Source organism: Pseudomonas sp. C32 (genome assembly GCF_030417915.1).
Taxonomy (GTDB): Bacteria; Pseudomonadota; Gammaproteobacteria; order Pseudomonadales; family Pseudomonadaceae; genus Aquipseudomonas.
The window spans coordinates 350,741-368,685 of record NZ_JAUHUK010000001.1; the positions used below are offsets into that span (position 1 = coordinate 350,741).

Sequence of the window (17,945 nt, forward strand, 5' to 3'; positions counted from 1 at the left end):
TCGTCGTTTTCGGTGGATGGCAAAGGCTGGCGTAGTTTTTAGAGAAACTGTGATCGAATCAAATCCGTATCGAACGGCGTTATCCCTTGATCAGGCGCAAACACCGCCTGTGCCTGCTGCGGCGAAGCCACTCGTTCCCCCCGTGCTCGAACATGCAAGTCGAACAGAGTTTCCAAATCAGGCCGTGGTGTATGCACCAAAGCCCGCAGCATCAACGATATCCCACTGAGGTTGTTCTCGACATTGTTCCACCGGGGAGATGAAGTCAGCCCCAGATCGGCCCAGATCACGCGTCGTTCCTGCAAGTCCAAAACAAATGGCAGGCAGATCTGTGTGTCGGATGCGATATCGATACGGTCGAACACGGAGCGCGGCTCGAATACTTCACCCGATGCTGCGTCGGCGCGGGCCATCCAGCCAGCGAAGCATTCTGGAAGATCGCAGTACGGCTGCTCGGTGTATGAGTTGATAGACGTGACGACGTAGCGGATACCTTTCTTGACGAGGACATTAAGGTCGAGGTCGATGAACTCCGAAGCCCCGTCGGGCGCGTCGACGATGTCGCCGCTGTGGTAGCCACCGAAACCCTTCAGGTTGTAGTACGCGACCGTTTGTGTGAACACGAAGTTGGCGTCGAAAAATGCGGCGGACAAGTCGATGTCCGTGCGTTCACAGCCATTTTTCCACCACAGGAACAGACGAATGAAACGTGTGTCAGGTATAGGCAACCGACTGCCCCGCACCAGCGTACGTAGCGATTTCGATGAGGCACGCTGCGCCAGCGGCACCCGGTATTCGCGTAATGCTGGATCGATGAAACAGCGGCCTAGTGGCGGCAGCGACGCAAAACGTTTTACGAGAGCGTCTTCGCAGATTCGGGCTGCACGAGCCAACACGTCGGGTGTGAGCGGTTCGCGTCGATCCTTGATGCCATAGATTTTGGCGAATGAACCTTTCGGTGTGAAGGCCCGCAGGGGCAGGGGGCGCGGAGAGCGTACTTGGGCCAGCAACTGCAGCAGGACAGGTGACGACACTTGTGTCGCTACAGCCTCGAACGCGTCGAGAACCGACTCTGGTTCCGTCGCGCGCCGCAGGGTCGCGTCCAGCCGTCGTGCGAACTCACCAGGACGGCTCTGAAGTATTGGCATAAGCGTGGCGATGTGACGCTGGGCAAGCAATGTTTCGACACGTGATCCAAATGAGGCTGGCGCTTCGTTGCGACGCGCTGCCGTGATGGCGGCTAGCGCTCGTGGGTACTTATCGGCGTAGTCGCCCGGATGCAGTACTTCAGCCAGACGTTTCCAGCGCTCAGCATGGCGCATCACGTCTTCTACAGCGTTGGGTATGTGCTCGAGCAGGCGCAACAGGAGACGGCGCATTGAGCGCTTCATCGCGGTGAAACGTGTCGAAGTTGTCGTCAGCGACACGTCTCCTCCATTCAGCGCGACCGCCAGCCGTAGCACGTCAGTCGCCGTTTCGACGTTTCGCTCCAGGAATGCGTCCACCCGTGCGTCACTGGCGACATGCAGGATCAGTGCGCCGCCAACCCGTGCACGGATCTCCCGAAATGGGATGGTCTCAGGCAGCAGACGGAACACATCGCTTTTGTACTCTCGAATAAACCAGACGACATCGGCAGCTTCCTCTTCGGAGAGCGAGGTACGCGATGAAACCAGCGGCTCGAGCAGTGACTCGAACTCAAAGACGCTTCCCGGTTCGATAACGCGGGAAATGAAGTTGCCTTCAAGCAATGCAGGTCGAGAGTGTCCAGTCGGTGGTAAACGCCAAAGCGTGAGGCAGTGGATGACGGCGTTCAGGTACAACTGCGCCTCTGAGGCCGTCAGAACTTGCTCCGGAAAGTCAGGATAAAACGGCCGGTGGTGCACATGAGCGCCAGTCTCCCGCCGAAGCACTCCGACAATGTCGCGCAGCCAGTGCTTGAGTTCTGTCGCTGACAACATGCCGATTTGCTCAATCAGAGGCTCTGATAGTACACATCGGAATGCAGCGACTTCCCGGACAGCCGACGCGACCTGAGCGGGCGTGGCACCGCCAGTGCCCATCGGGACGTGAACTTTGGTACGGCGACGCAGGAACAGCTCCTGATTCATCCTTGATTTTCTCCCTTGGCCTCCGTCGTGAACGAGCTGCAGCATCGTGTCTACAGCCGATATAAAAACGCCTGCAAGAAGCAGGCGCGGTGTGGAGAGCGGAACCCCTAGGTCATAGGAGGTTTAGAAGGAAGGTGTTCCATAGCCACGAAGGGATTCTACGGGAGGCTGTTCCTGTTTGTCAGGTTGCTGTACATCGCAACAGTAACAAGCTGCTTCACCATGCCGGGCAAGCAAAGTGCCTGCGTTTTTTCATCCAGGATTCCTTACTGTTTCGCAGTTGCAGGTGTATCGTATTTGCCTTTTGCGGCCCTCCGGGCCTGTTGCTGATACGTGAGGTAGTTGAGTTCATGTCGTTTACCCGTCGCCAAATCCTCGGTGGCCTGGCCGGTCTTGTTGTCGTTGGTGTCGGTGCTGGGGGCGCGTCGCGCTACTGGCTGGGCAAGATGGCTGACGCCGAGGCGGGTCACGATTACGAACTGATCGCGGCACCGCTGGACGTCGAACTGGTGGCCGGGCACAAGACGCCGGCCTGGGCCTTCGGCCCATCGGCACCGGGCACCGAATTGCGTGTGCGCCAGGGTGAATGGCTGCGGGTGCGCTTCATCAATCATCTGCCGGTCGCGACCACCATTCACTGGCACGGCATCCGCCTGCCGCTGGAGATGGACGGTGTGCCTTATGTGTCGCAGCTGCCGGTATTGCCGGGTGAATACTTCGACTACAAGTTTCGCGTGCCGGATGCCGGCAGTTATTGGTACCACCCGCATGTGAACAGCAGCGAAGAACTTGGCCGGGGGCTGGTGGGGCCGCTGATCATCGAAGAGCGCGAGCCGACCGGTTTCAGGTACGAAAAAACCTTGAGTCTCAAGAGCTGGCATGTCGACGATGTGGGTAACTTCGTTGCGTTCAGCATTCCCCGAGAAGCGGCCCGTGGCGGTACGGCGGGGCGGCTGTCGACGATCAACGGCGTGCCACAAGCGGTGATCGAATTGCCGGCCGGACAGGTCACCCGCGTGCGCTTGCTCAATCTCGATAACACGCTGACCTATCGCCTGAATATTCCCGGCGTCGAAGCGCAGATCTACGCGCTGGACGGCAATCCCATCGAGCCGCGCCCACTGGGCAAGGAATACTGGCTGGGTCCCGGCATGCGCATTTGCCTGGCAATCAAGGCCCCGCCGGCCGGTGAAGAGTTGTCGTTGCGTAACGGCCCGGTGCGCTTGGGCACGTTCCGTTCGGTGGCCAATACCGACGCGCCGACCGAGTGGCCACCGGCACTGCCGGCCAACCCGATCGCCGAGCCGGACCTGGCCAACGCCGAGAAACTCAACTTCAATTTCGAATGGGTCGGCTCGGTGTCGGTCAACGTCGACAACGGCAAGCCGCCCAGCCTGTGGCAGATCAATGGCAAGGCCTGGGACATCACGGACAAGACCTGCGCCGACCGCCCGATTGCCAAGCTCGAAAAGGGCAAGAGCTACATTTTCGAATTGAAGAACATGACTCAGTATCAGCACCCGATTCACTTGCACGGCATGAGTTTCAAAGTGATCGCCTCGAACCGGCACAAGGTCATTCCGTATTTCACTGACACCTATCTGCTGGGCAAGAACGAGCGCGCTCAAGTGGCGCTGGTGGCGGATAATCCGGGGGTGTGGATGTTCCATTGCCATGTGATCGATCATATGGAAACCGGCCTGATGGCCGCCATCGAGGTGGCGTGATGCGTCAGATTCGTCCCGCCGCGATCATCGATCGCAGCCGTGATCGCGATTTCATGCGTGAAGCATTGGTGTTGGCCGCTGAAGGCGCCGCTCTCGGTGAAGTGCCGGTGGGCGCGGTGCTGGTGCAGGACGGTGAGATCATCGGTCGCGGTTTCAACTGCCCGATCAGTGGCAACGACCCTAGCGCCCACGCCGAGATGGTTGCGATCCGCAATGCGGCTCAGGCCGTGAGCAACTATCGTCTGCCGGGCAGCACGCTCTACGTCACGCTGGAGCCGTGCAGCATGTGTGCGGGGCTGATCGTGCATTCGCGGATTGCGCGGGTGGTGTACGGCGCGCTGGAGCCGAAAGCGGGGATTGTGCAGAGCCAGGGGCAGTTTTTCACCCAGGGCTTTTTGAATCACCGGGTGTTGTATGAGGGCGGGGTGTTGGCGGAGGAGTGCGGGGCGGTGTTGAGCGAGTTCTTCAAGGCCCGCCGCGCAAAACCTGCAGACTAAACACCGCCCTCTGTAGGAGCTGGCTTGCCAGCGATAGCGTCGGCACACACAACCGCGATGTCGACTGAACCACCGATATCGCTGGCAAGCCAGCTCCTACAGGTGTTTGTGGATCATTTCTTCGCGACAATCACCGCCCGCATCGGCGCCGGCAATCCTTCAACGGTCTTGCTGTGATCCTCGGGATCAAGGAAGTCACTCAACGACTGATACTTCATCCACTCCGTACCGCGCTGTTCCTCGATTGTGGTGGTGCTGACGTCCACACATTTCACATCGGTGAACCCGGCGCGGCGCAGCCACAGTTCCAGCGCCGGAACTGACGGCAAGAACCACACGTTGCGCATTTGCGCGTATCGGTCCTCCGGCACCAGCACCTGCTGTTGGTCGCCTTCGATCACCAGGGTTTCCAGCACCAGTTCACCACCCTTGACCAGGCAATCCTTCAGCGCCAGCAAATGCTCGATGGGCGAACGGCGGTGGTAGAACACGCCCATGGAAAACACCGTGTCGAAGCCTTCGAGGTTCGGCGGCAGGTCTTCGAACGGGAAGGGCAGGTGCCAGGCATTCGGCTCTGACAGGTAACGCTGCACCGCCTGGAACTGGCAGAAGAACAGCCAGTTCGGATCGACGCCGATCACGCTGCCGGCGCCGGCGCCGAGCATGCGCCACATGTAATAGCCGTTGCCGCAGCCGACATCGAGAATGCGCTTGCCCTTCAAGTCGAGGTGCTGGGCGACCCGCGACCACTTCCAGTCCGAACGCCATTCGGTGTCGACGTGCACGCCGAACAGGTCGAACGGCCCCTTGCGCCAAGGCGACAGGCCCATCAACGCCGTGCGCATTTGTGCACGGGTTTCATCGTCGCAATCGGTGTCGAGCTTCAAGCCGTTGAGCAAATCGACTTCGCTCGGCTGGATTTTCGGCAAGGCATCCAGCGCACTCTGCCAGCGCTCCAGGTCGCCGTGACCCTTCTCCATTTTCTTGTCGAGTTGTGCTTGCAGGGTGTTGGCCCAATCGGCCAGCGGCGTGCCGGCCAGACGGCGGGCGAGGGGGGACAGATCAATCATGGCAAGGCAATCAACGAGGCAAAGTTAAGACACTGGAACCACGGCACGACTTTCGAGAACCCGGCGGCCAACAGGCGTTCGCGGTGTTCTTCGAGGCTGTCGGGTTTCATGACGTTTTCGATGGCGCTGCGCTTCTGGGAGATTTCCAGTTCGCTGTAGCCGTTGGCGCGTTTGAAGGCGATGTGCAGGTCGGTGAGCAGCGCGTGCTCCTGCTCGTCTTCGAAGCGCAGTTTTTCCGAGAGGATCAATGCACCGCCGGGCAATAGTGACTGGCGGATACGCGACAGCAACGCCGTGCGCTGATCCGGGGCAATGAATTGCAGGGTGAAGTTCAGCGCCACCACCGAGGCTGGCTGGAATTGCAGGGCGAGGATATCGCCTTCGATCACTTCGACCGGCAGCAACTCCTGGAACATCGAATCCTGACCGTTGAGGTATTCGCGGCAGCGCTCGACCATGGCGGCGGAGTTATCCACAGCGATGACGCGGCAACCGTCGGTGCGCACATGACGGCGCAGGGCCTGGGTCACGGCGCCAAGGGACGAGCCGAGGTCGTAGAGCACGCTATTGGGCTGGGCGAATTGCGCGGCGAGCACGCCGAGGTTTTCCACAATGGTCGGATAACCGGGCACCGAGCGCTTGATCATGTCCGGGAACACCCGCACCACGTCCTCGTTGAAGGCGAAGTCAGGCACCTGGGTCAAAGGCTGGGCGAAAAGGCGATCGGATTCTTTGCTCACGGCGGTTCCGGCGGTATCGGTGAAAAGGCCGGCATTTTAGCCAAGTTGGCGCAGGGATGCGCGGGTTGTCTGATAAAGCGCAAAATCAAAAGATCGCAGCCTGCGGCAGCTCCTACATTGGAAACCCGATCCCCGTAGGAGCTGCCGCAGGCTGCGATCTTTTTTATGCTGAATGCGTTTTTTGGCTGAAAGCCGAAGCGGTGATCCCCCATTGCCCAAGCCAGTAGCTGAGGATGATCACGTAAGGCGCGGCATCAAACGGCACCACGAAACGACTGATGCCAATCACGCTATCGGAAAACACAAACGCCACCGCGCCTGCTGCCGCCAAGAGCGCCGAACGTTTGGGCACCTCGGTCCCGAGCCGGGCCAGTGCGCGCCAAAGCATGGCGCTGATCGCCAGGCCATAGACAATCACCGGCACCAGCAATGGCCCAAGCCCGTGGGAAATCAGAATCCCCAACAACACCGCGCCAACGCCGAGGGCGATGATCAGCGGCAACAGCGCCAGACGCCGACAGTCGCTCAAGTAGGCTTTCAGATAAGCCAGATGCGCGACCAGAAACGCCCCGAGGCCGAACACAAACAAATCCCCGGGCCACGCCAGCAGCACATCGCCGAGCAGGGAGAAAATCAATCCGAGACTGATCCAGCGCCGGTAATCGCTGGGTGGCGCGTCGTGTAGCCAGCCGAGAAGGGCCAGCACCGGCAGCGGCTTGACCAGCAGGCACAGCAGAGACGCATGGACGCTCAGGCCGTAGAGAAAGGTCACCGCGCCCATCAGCGCCAGAATCAGCCAGCCCACGGTCAGTTAACCGAGATCGCGCAGTCGAAGGTTTCCACCGGCAACACTTCCGGCGCCCAAGGCTGTTGCGAGGTCAGGCGCAGGCGCCCGTTGCCGGGAGCAAAGGCCTGGAAGCGCCAGGTCGACACACCTGCCGCGCCCACGACGCCGGCATCCTCCGGATTTCGGTAAACCTCTGGACCTAATGCGTGCAATACGCCACCGGCTGAATCCTGGACGGCCCAGCGGTAACCTGTGGTGGGGTTGCTCGGCAGGGTCAGGATCAGGTTTTGTCCGTTGCTGAGCTGCACCGGGCATTCGCTTTGTTTTTCCACGGTCACGTTCTGTGCAGGTTGCGTGGCGCATCCGGCCAGCAAGGCGAGGGCGAGGGGGATCAACAGGCGAGTGGGGGACATAAGGTCAGTGGCTCCGGCGTTCACGACGAACGGCGAGCATAACCGAGTTGAGACAAATTGTGACAGTCAGGGAAGTCGGCGTTGTCAGTGCCGACGCCATCGCTGGCAAGCCAGCTCCTACAGGGTTTTGCGGTGGACACATAATCTGTGAGCACCCCCAATCACTGTAGGAGCAAGCTTGCTCGCGATGGCGGTAATGCAGGCGCTAGAGGCACATCAGAAAAGCACCTTCGCCACATCCGCAAACCGCTTGGCGAAATGCACGGTGATGCCTTCCTTCAAATACTCCGGCAGCTCTTCGAAGCTCCCGCGGTTGGCCTCAGGCAAGATCAGTTCAAAAATCTTCTGCCGCCGCGCCGCAATGACCTTCTCGCGCACGCCGCCAATCGGCAGTACATGCCCGGTCAACGTCAGTTCGCCAGTCATCGCCACGCCTTTTTTCGGCGGCTGGTTGCGGGCCAGCGACAGCAGGGCACTGGCCATGGTCACGCCGGCGCTCGGGCCATCTTTGGGGGTCGCACCTTCCGGCACATGCAAGTGCACGAAAGCCTCATCGAAGAACTTCGCATCGCCGCCGAACATCTTCAGGTGCGAGCTGACGTAGCTGTAGGCGATTTCCGCCGATTCTTTCATCACATCGCCCAATTGCCCGGTGAGCTTGAAGCCACGGTTGAGCGTATGGATACGTGTCGCTTCAATCGGCAAAGTCGCGCCGCCCATGCTGGTCCAGGCCAGACCGGTGATCACGCCGACACCCGACAGCACTTGCTCGTTACGGAACACCGGCTTGCCGAGGGACGTTTCGAGGTCTTTGGTGCCGAGCTTGATCACGGCCTTTGGATCGTCGAGCAGTTTCATCACCGCTTTACGCACCAGTTTGCCGAGGTTTTTCTCCAGCTGACGTACGCCGGCTTCACGGGCATAACCGTCGACCAACGCCTTCAAGGCATTGTCGCTGATGCTCAGACTGCCTTTGGACACTCCCGCTTTCTCAAGCTGCTTGGGCCACAGGTGGCGCTTGGCGATGGCGACTTTTTCTTCGGTGATGTAACCGGACAGGCGAATTACTTCCATCCGGTCGAGCAACGGACTGGGGATCGAGTCCAGGGTGTTGGCGGTGCAGATGAACAGCACTTTCGACAGGTCCATCCGCAGATCCAGATAGTGGTCGAGGAATTCCACGTTCTGTTCCGGGTCGAGGGTTTCCAGCAAGGCCGAGGCCGGGTCGCCCTGGTAGCTCTGGCCCATCTTGTCGATCTCGTCGAGCATGATCACCGGGTTCATCACTTCGACGTCTTTGAGCGCCTGCACCAGTTTGCCCGGTTGCGCGCCGATGTAGGTGCGGCGGTGGCCCTTGATCTCGGCTTCGTCACGCATGCCGCCGAGGCTGAAGCGATAGAACGGCCGACCGAGGGATTCGGCGATGGATTTGCCGACGCTGGTCTTGCCCACGCCCGGTGGCCCCACCAGCAAAACGATGGATCCGCTGATCTCGCCTTTATAGGCACCGACCGCGAGGAATTCGAGGATGCGGTCCTTGATGTCGTCGAGGCCGGCATGGTGTTTGTCCAGCACCTTGCGGGCGTGCTTGAGGTCGAGTTTGTCCTCGCCGAAAACGCCCCACGGCACCGAGGTCGCCCAGTCGAGGTAGTTGCGCGTGACCGCATACTCCGGCGAGCCGGTCTCGAGGATCGACAGCTTGTTCATTTCCTCTTCGATGCGCTTCTGTGCCTGGGGTGACAAGACTTTGCCGACCAGCCGCTGTTCGAACTGTTCGATGTCGGCGCTGCGGTCGTCCTTGGTCAGGCCCAGTTCCTGCTGAATGACCTTGAGCTGTTCCTTGAGGAAGAACTCACGCTGATGCTCGCCGATCTTGCGGTTCACTTCGGCGGAAATCTCTTTTTGCAGACGCGCGACTTCGACTTCCTTGCGCAGCATCGGCAGGACTTTCTCCATGCGCTTGAGCATCGGCACGCAGTCGAGCACTTCCTGCAACTCGCTGCCGGTGGCCGAGGTCAGGGCCGCGGCGAAGTCGGTCAGCGGCGATGGGTCGTTGGGGCTGAAGCGGTTGAGGTAGTTCTTCAGCTCTTCGCTGTACAGCGGGTTGAGCGGCAGCAGTTCCTTGATCGCATTGATCAACGCCATGCCGTAGGCCTTGACCTCGTCGGTCGGCTCGCTCGGCTGGTGCGGGTATTCGACTTCCACCAGGTACGGCGGGCGATGGTGTTTGAGCCAGGTCTTGAGGCGGACGCGGGTCAGGCCCTGGGCGACGAACTGCAGTTTGCCGTTTTCGCGGCTGGCGTGGTGCACCTTGACCAGCGTGCCGTACAGCGGCAGGGCCGAGGTGTCGAAATGGCGCGGGTCTTCCTGGGTCGTGTCCATGTAGAACAGGGCCAGGGTGTGGTGTTCGGAGTTGGCCACCAGATCCAGCGTCTCGGCCCACGGATCTTCATTGACGATGACCGGCAGCACCTGGGCCGGGAAGAACGGGCGATTGTGGATCGGGATGATGTAGACCTTGTCCGGCAGGTTTTGGCCAGGCAGGGCGAGGCCTTTGCCGGTGGTGTGGTGTTCGGCGTTCTCTGGATCGGCGTATTCGCTCGGCTCTTCGGGGAATTCTTGCTGGTCGCTCATGGGGGCACCTGCGCAATGGGTATGGGTCTTAGATGGGGCAGGTTGGCGGTGGTTTCAACGGTCAATTTGTGCAAGAGGGTGTTTTGACGGAGTGTTCAGCGCACAGACAGGTTGGCTGGAGACTGTGACAGATGAATTCATCTGTAGGCGCCGGCTTGCTGGCGAAGGTGTGTCAGCTGCGGTGATGTCGCCTGACACGCCATCGCCAGCAAGCCGGCTCCTACAGTGTTTTTCACACGATCAAAAAAAGGCGACGCCTGTGAGGGCGTCGCCTTTGGTTTTTCTGTCGCTAAATCTTACTCGGACAGTTTGTACGCAATCACATAGTCACCCTGCTTGGTGCCCAGCGAACCGTGGCCGCCGGCGACGACGAGCACGTATTGCTTGCCGTCCTTGCCGGTGTAGGTCATCGGCGTGGTTTGCGCGCCGGCCGGCAGGCGGCCTTCCCACAGCTGCTTGCCGTTTTTCACGTCGTAGGCACGCAGGTACTGGTCGAGGGTGCCGCTGAGGAAACCGACGCCACCGGCGGTGGTGAAGGTGCCGCCCAGGCTTGGCACACCCATGCTCAACGGAATCGGAACCGGCGAGCTGTCGCGCACGGTGCCGTTCTTGTGCTTCCAGATAATCTGCTGGGTGGTCAGGTCGACCGCTGCCACGTAACCCCACGCTGGCGCCTGGCATGGCAGGCCCATTGGCGACAGCAACGCTTCAAGGACTACGCCGTATGGCGCGCCTTTGTTCGGCTGCACGCCTTCGGTTTCGCTTTTGCGCGGGCCTTGGGCGGCGATTTCAGCGGCCGGGATCATTTTCGATTTGAACGCCATGTAGCTCGGGTTCACGAATGCGATCTGACGCACCGGGTCAACCGAGATACCGCCCCAGTCGAACACACCGAAGTTACCCGGATACACAATCGAACCCTGCAGCGATGGCGGTGTGAACGGGCCGTCGTAGCGCATGGATTTGAAGTCGATCCGGCAGATCAGTTGGTCGAACGGTGTAACGCCCCACATGTCGCGCTCTTGCAGCGGCGGCGGCATCAGGTTGAGGTCGGACTTCGGTTGGGTCGGCGAGGTGTGGTCGCCTTCCACTGCGCCCTGCGGCACCGGCACTTCATTGATCGGCACGATGGCCTGGCCGGTGCTGCGGTCCAGCACGTAGATGCTGCCTTGCTTGGTCGATGCCAATACCGCTTGTTTGACGCCGTCAGCGGTTTTCAGGTCCATCAGGGTCGGCTGGCCGCCGACGTCCATGTCCCACAGGTCATGGTGAGTGAACTGGAAGTGCCAGCGCACTTGACCGGTGGCGATGTCCAGGGCAGTCAGGCCGGCTGCGTGCAGTTCCGATTCAGGGGTGCGATCACCACCGAACTGGTCCGGGGTCTGGTTGCCCATCGGCAGGTAAAGCATGCCGAGTTTTTCATCGACGGCGAACATGGACCACATGTTCGGCGAGTTGCGGGTGTAGACCTCACCTTCGGCAATCGGCGTGGTGTCGTCCGGGTTGCCGCTGTCCCAGTTCCACACCAGTTTGCCGGTGTGCACGTCGAATGCGCGGATCACGCCGCTTGGCTCGTCGGTGGAGACGTTGTCGGTGACGTGACCGCCGATCACCACCAGGTCCTTGGTGACTGCGGGTGGCGAAGTGGAGTAGTAACCGCCGGCCGTGAAGCCGCCGATGTTGGCGCGCAGGTCGACCTGGCCCTTGTCGCCGAAGTCTTCGCACATCTTGCCGGTGTCGGCGTTAAGGGCAATCAGACGGGTGTCGGCGGTCGGCAGGAAGATGCGGCGCGGGCAAGCGTTGGCCGGGGCCGGGCTGGCCGAACCGGTCGGGCTCTGCTCGGAGGCATACACGGCGTCATCGTGATAGGTCACGCCACGGCAGGTCATGTGCGCCCAACCCTTGAAGTTCGCCGCGTTCTGCGTGGAGAGCTTCGGATCGAAACGCCAGATTTCCTTGCCGGTGTCCGGGTCCAGTGCAATCACCTGGCTGTGCGGCGTGCACACGTAGAGCATGCCGTTGACTTTCAGCGGGGTATTTTCGGCGGTGGTTTCGCCCGGGTCATTCGGCCCTGGCAGGTCGCCGGTGCGATAAGACCAGGCTTCGACCAGTTTGTGGGCGTTCTGCGGCGTGATCTGCGCCAGCGGCGAGTAACGGTCGCCGTGGGCGCTGCGGCCGTAGGAGTTCCAGTCACCGTCGGGCATGGCCGGGGCGGTGTTGGTCATGCCCGGCACGCTGTCGCGGTCCAGTTGGCCTTTGATTTCACCGGGGTTGGTGAACTGGCTGGCCAGTGCCGTCGCGCCCGCGAGCACCACGGCGACGCTCAGTGCGCCCGTGCCCATCGGTGCAGCGCCGCTGAGCAGCAGCGGACGGCGGAACCAAGGCAGCAACATGACGATGCCCAGTCCAAACAGCAGCGACAGACGCGGCACCAGTTGCCACCAGTCGAGGCCGACTTCCCACAATGCCCACACGGTGCTGGCGAACAGCACCAGTGCGTACAGGCCCAGCGCTGCGCGGCGAGCGGCGATCAACAACGCGCCGGTCAATGCCAGGCCGATACCGGCCAGCAGGTAATACAGCGAGCCGCCGAGCATGCTCAGCTTGATCCCCCCGGCCAGCATGGCCAGGCCCATCAGCAGAAGCAAAATGCCGAGCAGGGTCGGCAATAGACGGCTTCGACTCAAGGCACTATCTGTGCTCATAGTGTGATTCTCCGTGATGTTTCAAAGAGTCCCGCGCAAGTTCACTGTAGATGACGATCTTGCTGGGGCATGGTTCAGATAAAACCGATTGGGTTGACGCAATCCCTTGTAGGAGCTGGCTTGCCAGCGATGGCGGTGTGTCAGCGGGCATGTGTGTCGACTGATACACCGCCATCGCCGGCAAGCCGGCTCCTACAGGGTTTTTGGTGTTTTTTAGAACGATGACTGGATCTTGATCCCGCCGATCAGTGCGTCATCAACCTCGTTCACGCCACCGGGATGGCGGATGTATTGCAGGTTCGGGCGCACGGTCAGCCAGTTTGTGACGTGCACGCCGTAATACAGCTCGGCGCTGTATTCGGTGTCCTGGGGTGGCAGGTAGGACGGATCGTCATAGTCGTAGACGGCGCGCGCCTGGTTGGTCGCCTCAGCGTTCTTGCGATAAGCCGGGTTGACGTGGACGCGGGCCATGGCGAAGCCGATGTCGTCCTTGGCGCGTGCGTCGAACACACCTTTGTAGACGACGCCGGCCTGGACATAGTTGTCGATGGCGTTGGTCTTTTTGTCGTGCATCGTGCCGTTGGCGAATACGCTCAGACCGCGCGAATGGTCGCTGGCGAGGCTGGTGATTTGCTGCTGGATGCCGAGCCACATGCCGTGCTTGCTCGATGCGCTGCGGTAGGCCTCGCCACTCAGGGCGGCAGGCTGGCCGTTGCTGTCTTTGTAGACATCGGTGGCGTCGGCGTTGCTGTAGTAATAGCCGGCGCGGTACTCGCCCGGCAGACCATTGAGCTTCGGCGTCCACACCAGCTCCACCGGCAGGATCGCGCCCTGGGTGCCGCTGCCACTGAGCTTGAACCCGTTGTCGCGATCAAGGTTCGACGGGTTTTGCTCATACACGCCGACTTGCGCGTACAGCTCCGGCGTCAGGTGATATTTGACCCGCATCGCCCACTGGCTGACCGGCCAGTTGTACCAGATGCTGCCCGCCCAGTTGCCGACCTGAGAGCCGCAGAACGCCAGGTTCTGGAAGTCGCAAGGGAAGCTGTTAAAATCTTCGCCTTCGCCAAAACGGCCGACCTTGATGTCGAGCGTTTGATCGAGGAACTTCTGCTGATACCACATCTGTGTCAAACGCCAGGTCTGGCCGCGCCCCCAGACTTCCTGGGCGGACGTGAAGCCGCCGACACGCGGATCGTTGATGCGGTCGTTGCTGATGTTGTTGCCGCTGCGTTCGGTGATGGTCAGCTGAAATTCGGCGTCGTTCCAGCCGAGGATTTTCTGCAAGTCCAGGTGGGTCCCCAGGGCAAACTGGTCGCTGTAACGCGCAGTGCGATCGTCGTCGTAGCCGCCATGCAGGTTGCTGCCCATTTCGCCGGTGTAATCGACTTTGAAGTCGTAGCCTTTTTCCGCGAGTTCTGTGCGAGTGCCGTTCCAGTCGCCGAGCATCCACGGCGAGTCGCTGTCGAAGGCCGGCGCCGCTTGTGCGCAAGTGGCGACGCCAAGCGCGGTGAACCCACTGAGCAGATTCATGACGTTTCGATGGGCAACAGATGGTAAGACAGCGCTGTCTCGCAAGCTTTTTACGTAAGGCATAGGGAAGAGATTCTTGATCTTTTTCTGGAAGTAATCGGGAAGTGCAGTTGATGGATGAAGCGTTTCAGCTAAGGCGGGCGCAAGGATAATGTTCTGTTACAAATAGAGAAAGGGCTTTTGCTGACATGGAGCGTTTCGGATTTGGTAACAGTCAGCGGGAAAAGATCGCAGCCTCGTTTCACTCGACAGTTCCAACAGGTGAACGCATTCCAATGTAGAAGCTGTCGAGTGAAGCGAGACTGCGATCTTTTCCGTTTCACCTACATTTGACGTAAGGTGCGCGACTTCCCAATCCTCACACTGCTCGAAGGCCCGGCATGACCGAACACAACATTGATCCGCTGCATGGCGTGACGCTGGAACAGATCCTCAATGCGCTGGTTGAACATTACGAGTGGTCGGGGCTTGCCGAGCGCATCGATATTCGCTGCTTCAAGAGTGACCCGAGCATTAAGTCGAGCCTGACGTTCCTGCGCAAAACGCCGTGGGCGCGGGAGAAAGTCGAGCGTCTGTACGTGAAGCTGATGCGCACCAAGCGTCCACTCTGAACATGGTCAATCCGTCGGTGCGGCGTCGTTTTGTGGCGGTGGCGGCCGTGCTTGGCTGGGTGGGATTGAGCATTCAGATGTACCTGATCTTCCACTCGCGCTGGACGCTGGACGCGAGTCTGATCGGTGGTCTGGTCAGCTTCTTCAGCTACTTCACGGTGCTGAGCAATACCCTGGTGGCGACGGTGTTGACCTGTGAACTCACGTCCCGCGATTCGGCGGCACGGCGCTGGTTTTTGCAACCCTGGGTCAGCAGTGCGATTGCGGTGAGCATCGCGGTGGTGAGCCTCACCTACAACGTGCTACTACGCCACTTGTGGCATCCCGAAGGTTGGCAATGGCTGGCCGATGAGTTGTTGCATGACGTGATGCCGCTGCTGTTTCTGGGCTATTGGTGGTGCTGCGTGCCCAAGGGCACTTTGCGTGTCTGGCATATTTCGGTGTGGTTGATTTATCCGCTGGTGTACTTCGCCTATTCGATGTGGCGCGGGCATTTGCTGGCGGTTTATCCCTATCCGTTCATCGATGTGGATAAGTTGGGTTATCCACAGGTGTTTGTGAATGCCGGCGGGTTGATGGTGGGGTTTGTGGTGATTGGGTTGGTGGTGATCGGCTTGGATCGCTGGCGCGCCCGCTCTTTGTAGGAGCGAGCCTGCTCGCGATGGACGTCAACGATAACGCTTCGAGCCTGGCACCCCGCGGCGTTCTCAGGTTTTTCGCGAGCATGCTCGCTCCTACAGGTTGCTACTCCGCGTCGCTGCTATCCAGCTTCCAGTAGCCAACGGCTTTGACGTACTGATCGTCCAGTCCATGCTCATCCAGCAACACCCGACGAATCTGCCGCGAGACTTTGCTCTCCGTCGCCACCCAGGCATACAGACTGCCAGCGGGCACCTGCATCTGGCGCACGGTGGTCAGCAAATGGTCTTGCCCACCTTCGCGCAGCACCCAGATCACATTGACCTCGGCAGCACTTTGCAGCACTTGCTGTTCCTTGCCGTTCTCCACCTCGATGATCACCAATGCACGTCGATTGGCCGCCAGGCCTTCGAGACGCCGGGCGATGGCGGGGAGGGCGGTTTCGTCGCCGATCAGCAAATAGCTGTCGAAGATATCCGGCACGATCATCGAACCCCGAGGCCCGCCGATGTACAGGAACTGCCCCGGTTTCGCCTGTTCCGCCCAGGTCGACGCAGGGCCGTCGCCGTGCAGGACAAAATCGATGTCCAGCTCCAACGTATTCAGGTCATAGCGCCGCGGGGTGTAGTCGCGCATTTCCGGCATCGGGCCGTTGTCCTTGCCTGCCCCCAGCACCAATGTCTCCAGCGCGGCGGCTTGCTCGGCGTTCTGCGGGAACATCAGTTTGACGTGATCATCGGTGCCCAGGCTGACGAAGCCCGCAAGCTCTGGTCCGCCCAGGGTGATGCGACGCATGCGCGGCGTCAGGTCAACCACCCGCAGCACTTCCAGACGACGGCGTTTGATTTCGTGCATGACGCGGTGAATGGTTTGAATCACTTCAGTCATTCGGCTTGCTCCTGAGCGGGTTGAACGGCGGGGCCGTCGACAATAGCTTTGGCCGTGTTGTTGAGCAGGTCGCGCACCCGCAGGATTTCTTCGGGGCTCCAGCGTCCGTGATGTAGCTGCAATGCGTGGCGCAGGTTGTGCACCGCCTCATGGATTTCCGGCGGTCGATCATGCCCGCGCAACGAACGTTTGCTCACCTCGATGCGCATGCGCACGCCATCCAGCGCAACGGCTTGGTCCTGCAAGGAAAGACGTCCGGCGTCGGTAATTGTGTAGCGTTTTTTTCCGCCTTCGGCGTCACCCTGGATCAACTCGCTTTCTTCGAGGAACGTCAGGGTCGGGTAAATCACACCGGGGCTTGGGCTGTAGGCGCCGTCGAACAGGCCTTCGATCTGGCGGATCAGGTCGTAGCCGTGGCACGGTTGTTCGGCGATCAAGGCCAGCAGCAGCAGCTTCAAATCGCCGGGGGCAAATACTCGTGGACCGCGGCCACCGCGCTCGCGGCCGGGGCGTTTCTCGAAGCCGTCGCGGCCGTCGCCGTGTTCGCGGTGGGGGGAATGATGGTCTCTCATTTCGTCTTCTCTCGTCGTGTTTAGATACAACTTAAGATATATCTTTGCGAGAGAGCAAGGGCTTCTGACCAACGGTGGGTGTCAAGCAGGTCAACGCGATGAGGGCTGAGCCCTGAAATCTACGAAAGCGAACAATTTTTAATTAGAGTAAATAACTAGAAATTAGTGTTAACTCTCTAATTGCGAGTTTTGCACTATTGTTTGTTGGGTGTGTGGTATTGGTCTTACAGAAGTTGCTGTGACATTGTGTTTTAGATGCGTCGTTTGTTATTGGGTTTGTAGTCTCTCTCTTACAGCTAAACAGTGACTTTTCCGTTATTTCAGAATTCTTCCTGCCGAGTAGATCGTTCTTGGGCTACGTGGTTGTCGGAACTTGCCTGCTTACTTTCAAGAAGGAATGCCGGATCATTGCCGGCATTGAAAGTTCAACGTTGTCATCACGTGCTCGTGACACTTGATGCCAATCTTGAACGTTCAATGAATCGATCCTTTTAAAAAGACAGGTACTTAAATGATGTTCAAGAAAATCGCATTCGCCGCGCCACTGGCAATCCTGGCGCTGGGTTCTTCCATGGCCTTCGGTGCCGATGAATCCCGCCAGACCATCAACATTATCGCCAAAGTACCAACGACCTCTTTCTACGTGAGACCGAGCCCAGGGTTGACCGACCAGATTCAGGACATGAGCCCACAATCGGAAGATGGCGCATTGAAAGATATCAACGGTCACTTCGACATGCGTGCTACGGGGGCCAAGATTGTTGGAAAGCTGATCAGTTCGCCCGTGCTCTACGCCATGAACAGCAACAAGCAAGTTCTGTTGAAAGTCACGGTAAACAATAAAGAAATGACTTTGAATTCGGAGGAAATTGTCAATGAGGCGGATTCTAACGATAATTTTCGTGCCCTGCTGAATATCACAACTAAAGTCGCTGGACCGGTGGCGTCAGGTGATTACAGTGGTGATGTAAAAATGCTCTTTGAACCAGAAATTACTTCGCTCTAATTTTCCCATGTG

General features: G+C 59.6%; 15 protein-coding genes. 5 read left to right on the forward strand and 10 right to left on the reverse strand.

Annotated elements, in window-relative coordinates; genetic code table 11:
- Positions 1-38: 38 nt before the first annotated feature.
- Complete coding sequence (locus QYH43_RS01645) at positions 39-2,111, reverse strand: TerD family protein (protein WP_301156022.1); 2,073 nt, start codon at positions 2,109-2,111, stop codon at positions 39-41.
- A 350-nt stretch (positions 2,112-2,461) separates the two neighbouring features.
- Between QYH43_RS01645 and QYH43_RS01650 the strand changes: the two genes are divergently transcribed.
- Together QYH43_RS01650 and tadA are read left to right on the forward strand one after the other, a co-directional pair.
- Complete coding sequence (locus QYH43_RS01650; RefSeq protein ID WP_095058628.1) at positions 2,462-3,838, forward strand: multicopper oxidase family protein; 1,377 nt, start codon at positions 2,462-2,464, stop codon at positions 3,836-3,838.
- The gene (gene tadA, locus QYH43_RS01655) at positions 3,838-4,335 is read left to right on the forward strand and encodes a tRNA adenosine(34) deaminase TadA (protein WP_301156024.1); all 498 of its coding nucleotides are present in this window, start codon (positions 3,838-3,840) and stop codon (positions 4,333-4,335) included. Before QYH43_RS01650 ends, tadA begins: the two co-directional genes overlap by 1 nt.
- A gap of 113 nt (positions 4,336-4,448) precedes the next feature.
- Here the strand turns inward: tadA and cmoB are convergent, their stop codons facing one another.
- From cmoB to QYH43_RS01690, 7 genes are all read right to left on the reverse strand, one after another.
- Positions 4,449-5,405, reverse strand: coding sequence for a tRNA 5-methoxyuridine(34)/uridine 5-oxyacetic acid(34) synthase CmoB (gene cmoB / locus QYH43_RS01660; protein ID WP_301156026.1), 957 nt, complete (start codon positions 5,403-5,405; stop codon positions 4,449-4,451).
- Positions 5,402-6,145, reverse strand: a complete 744-nt coding sequence (cmoA, locus tag QYH43_RS01665; RefSeq protein ID WP_301156028.1) for a carboxy-S-adenosyl-L-methionine synthase CmoA — start codon at positions 6,143-6,145, stop codon at positions 5,402-5,404. Before cmoA ends, cmoB begins: the two co-directional genes overlap by 4 nt.
- A 163-nt stretch (positions 6,146-6,308) precedes the next feature.
- Complete coding sequence (locus QYH43_RS01670) at positions 6,309-6,950, reverse strand: lysoplasmalogenase (RefSeq protein WP_095058632.1); 642 nt, start codon at positions 6,948-6,950, stop codon at positions 6,309-6,311.
- Positions 6,951-6,952: 2 nt separating this feature from the next.
- On the reverse strand, positions 6,953-7,345 hold the full coding sequence (locus QYH43_RS01675) for a protease inhibitor I42 family protein (protein ID WP_095058633.1): 393 nt from the start codon (positions 7,343-7,345) through the stop codon (positions 6,953-6,955).
- A gap of 216 nt (positions 7,346-7,561) precedes the next feature.
- Positions 7,562-9,979: an endopeptidase La gene (lon, locus tag QYH43_RS01680; protein WP_095058634.1), complete on the reverse strand. Its 2,418-nt coding sequence runs from the start codon at positions 9,977-9,979 to the stop codon at positions 7,562-7,564.
- 296 nt (positions 9,980-10,275) lie between these two features.
- A complete protein-coding gene (locus QYH43_RS01685; RefSeq protein WP_301156031.1) occupies positions 10,276-12,684 on the reverse strand; it encodes a glucose/quinate/shikimate family membrane-bound PQQ-dependent dehydrogenase in 2,409 nt (802 codons plus the stop codon).
- 213 nt (positions 12,685-12,897) lie between these two features.
- On the reverse strand, positions 12,898-14,280 hold the full coding sequence (locus QYH43_RS01690; protein WP_095151962.1) for a carbohydrate porin: 1,383 nt from the start codon (positions 14,278-14,280) through the stop codon (positions 12,898-12,900).
- A gap of 317 nt (positions 14,281-14,597) precedes the next feature.
- Between QYH43_RS01690 and QYH43_RS01695 the strand changes: the two genes are divergently transcribed.
- The gene (locus QYH43_RS01695) at positions 14,598-14,828 is read left to right on the forward strand and encodes a VF530 family DNA-binding protein (protein WP_007975135.1); all 231 of its coding nucleotides are present in this window, start codon (positions 14,598-14,600) and stop codon (positions 14,826-14,828) included.
- A gap of 2 nt (positions 14,829-14,830) precedes the next feature.
- Positions 14,831-15,472: a Pr6Pr family membrane protein gene (locus tag QYH43_RS01700; RefSeq protein WP_301156036.1), complete on the forward strand. Its 642-nt coding sequence runs from the start codon at positions 14,831-14,833 to the stop codon at positions 15,470-15,472.
- Between the two features lie 100 nt (positions 15,473-15,572).
- Here the strand turns inward: QYH43_RS01700 and QYH43_RS01705 are convergent, their stop codons facing one another.
- Both QYH43_RS01705 and QYH43_RS01710 read right to left on the reverse strand, forming a co-directional pair.
- Complete coding sequence (locus QYH43_RS01705) at positions 15,573-16,355, reverse strand: siderophore-interacting protein (protein WP_301156040.1); 783 nt, start codon at positions 16,353-16,355, stop codon at positions 15,573-15,575.
- Positions 16,352-16,927 (reverse strand): PadR family transcriptional regulator, encoded by a 576-nt coding sequence (locus tag QYH43_RS01710; RefSeq protein WP_301156042.1) that lies wholly within the window; start codon positions 16,925-16,927, stop codon positions 16,352-16,354. Before QYH43_RS01710 ends, QYH43_RS01705 begins: the two co-directional genes overlap by 4 nt.
- 514 nt (positions 16,928-17,441) lie before the next feature.
- Here QYH43_RS01710 and QYH43_RS01715 point away from each other — a divergent pair.
- The gene (locus tag QYH43_RS01715) at positions 17,442-17,933 is read left to right on the forward strand and encodes a CS1 type fimbrial major subunit (protein WP_159953396.1); all 492 of its coding nucleotides are present in this window, start codon (positions 17,442-17,444) and stop codon (positions 17,931-17,933) included.
- Positions 17,934-17,945 lie beyond the last annotated feature (12 nt).

Coding starts and splice junctions, on each gene's coding strand:
- QYH43_RS01645 (WP_301156022.1), bottom strand. CDS start 2,111: ATGAATCAGGAGCTGTTCCTGCGTCGCCGTACCAAAGTTCACGTCCCG.
- QYH43_RS01650 (WP_095058628.1), top strand. CDS start 2,462: ATGTCGTTTACCCGTCGCCAAATCCTCGGTGGCCTGGCCGGTCTTGTT.
- tadA (WP_301156024.1), top strand. CDS start 3,838: ATGCGTCAGATTCGTCCCGCCGCGATCATCGATCGCAGCCGTGATCGC.
- cmoB (WP_301156026.1), bottom strand. CDS start 5,405: ATGATTGATCTGTCCCCCCTCGCCCGCCGTCTGGCCGGCACGCCGCTG.
- QYH43_RS01675 (WP_095058633.1), bottom strand. CDS start 7,345: ATGTCCCCCACTCGCCTGTTGATCCCCCTCGCCCTCGCCTTGCTGGCC.
- lon (WP_095058634.1), bottom strand. CDS start 9,979: ATGAGCGACCAGCAAGAATTCCCCGAAGAGCCGAGCGAATACGCCGAT.
- QYH43_RS01685 (WP_301156031.1), bottom strand. CDS start 12,684: ATGAGCACAGATAGTGCCTTGAGTCGAAGCCGTCTATTGCCGACCCTG.
- QYH43_RS01690 (WP_095151962.1), bottom strand. CDS start 14,280: ATGCCTTACGTAAAAAGCTTGCGAGACAGCGCTGTCTTACCATCTGTT.
- QYH43_RS01695 (WP_007975135.1), top strand. CDS start 14,598: ATGACCGAACACAACATTGATCCGCTGCATGGCGTGACGCTGGAACAG.
- QYH43_RS01700 (WP_301156036.1), top strand. CDS start 14,831: ATGGTCAATCCGTCGGTGCGGCGTCGTTTTGTGGCGGTGGCGGCCGTG.
- QYH43_RS01705 (WP_301156040.1), bottom strand. CDS start 16,355: ATGACTGAAGTGATTCAAACCATTCACCGCGTCATGCACGAAATCAAA.
- QYH43_RS01710 (WP_301156042.1), bottom strand. CDS start 16,927: ATGAGAGACCATCATTCCCCCCACCGCGAACACGGCGACGGCCGCGAC.
- QYH43_RS01715 (WP_159953396.1), top strand. CDS start 17,442: ATGTTCAAGAAAATCGCATTCGCCGCGCCACTGGCAATCCTGGCGCTG.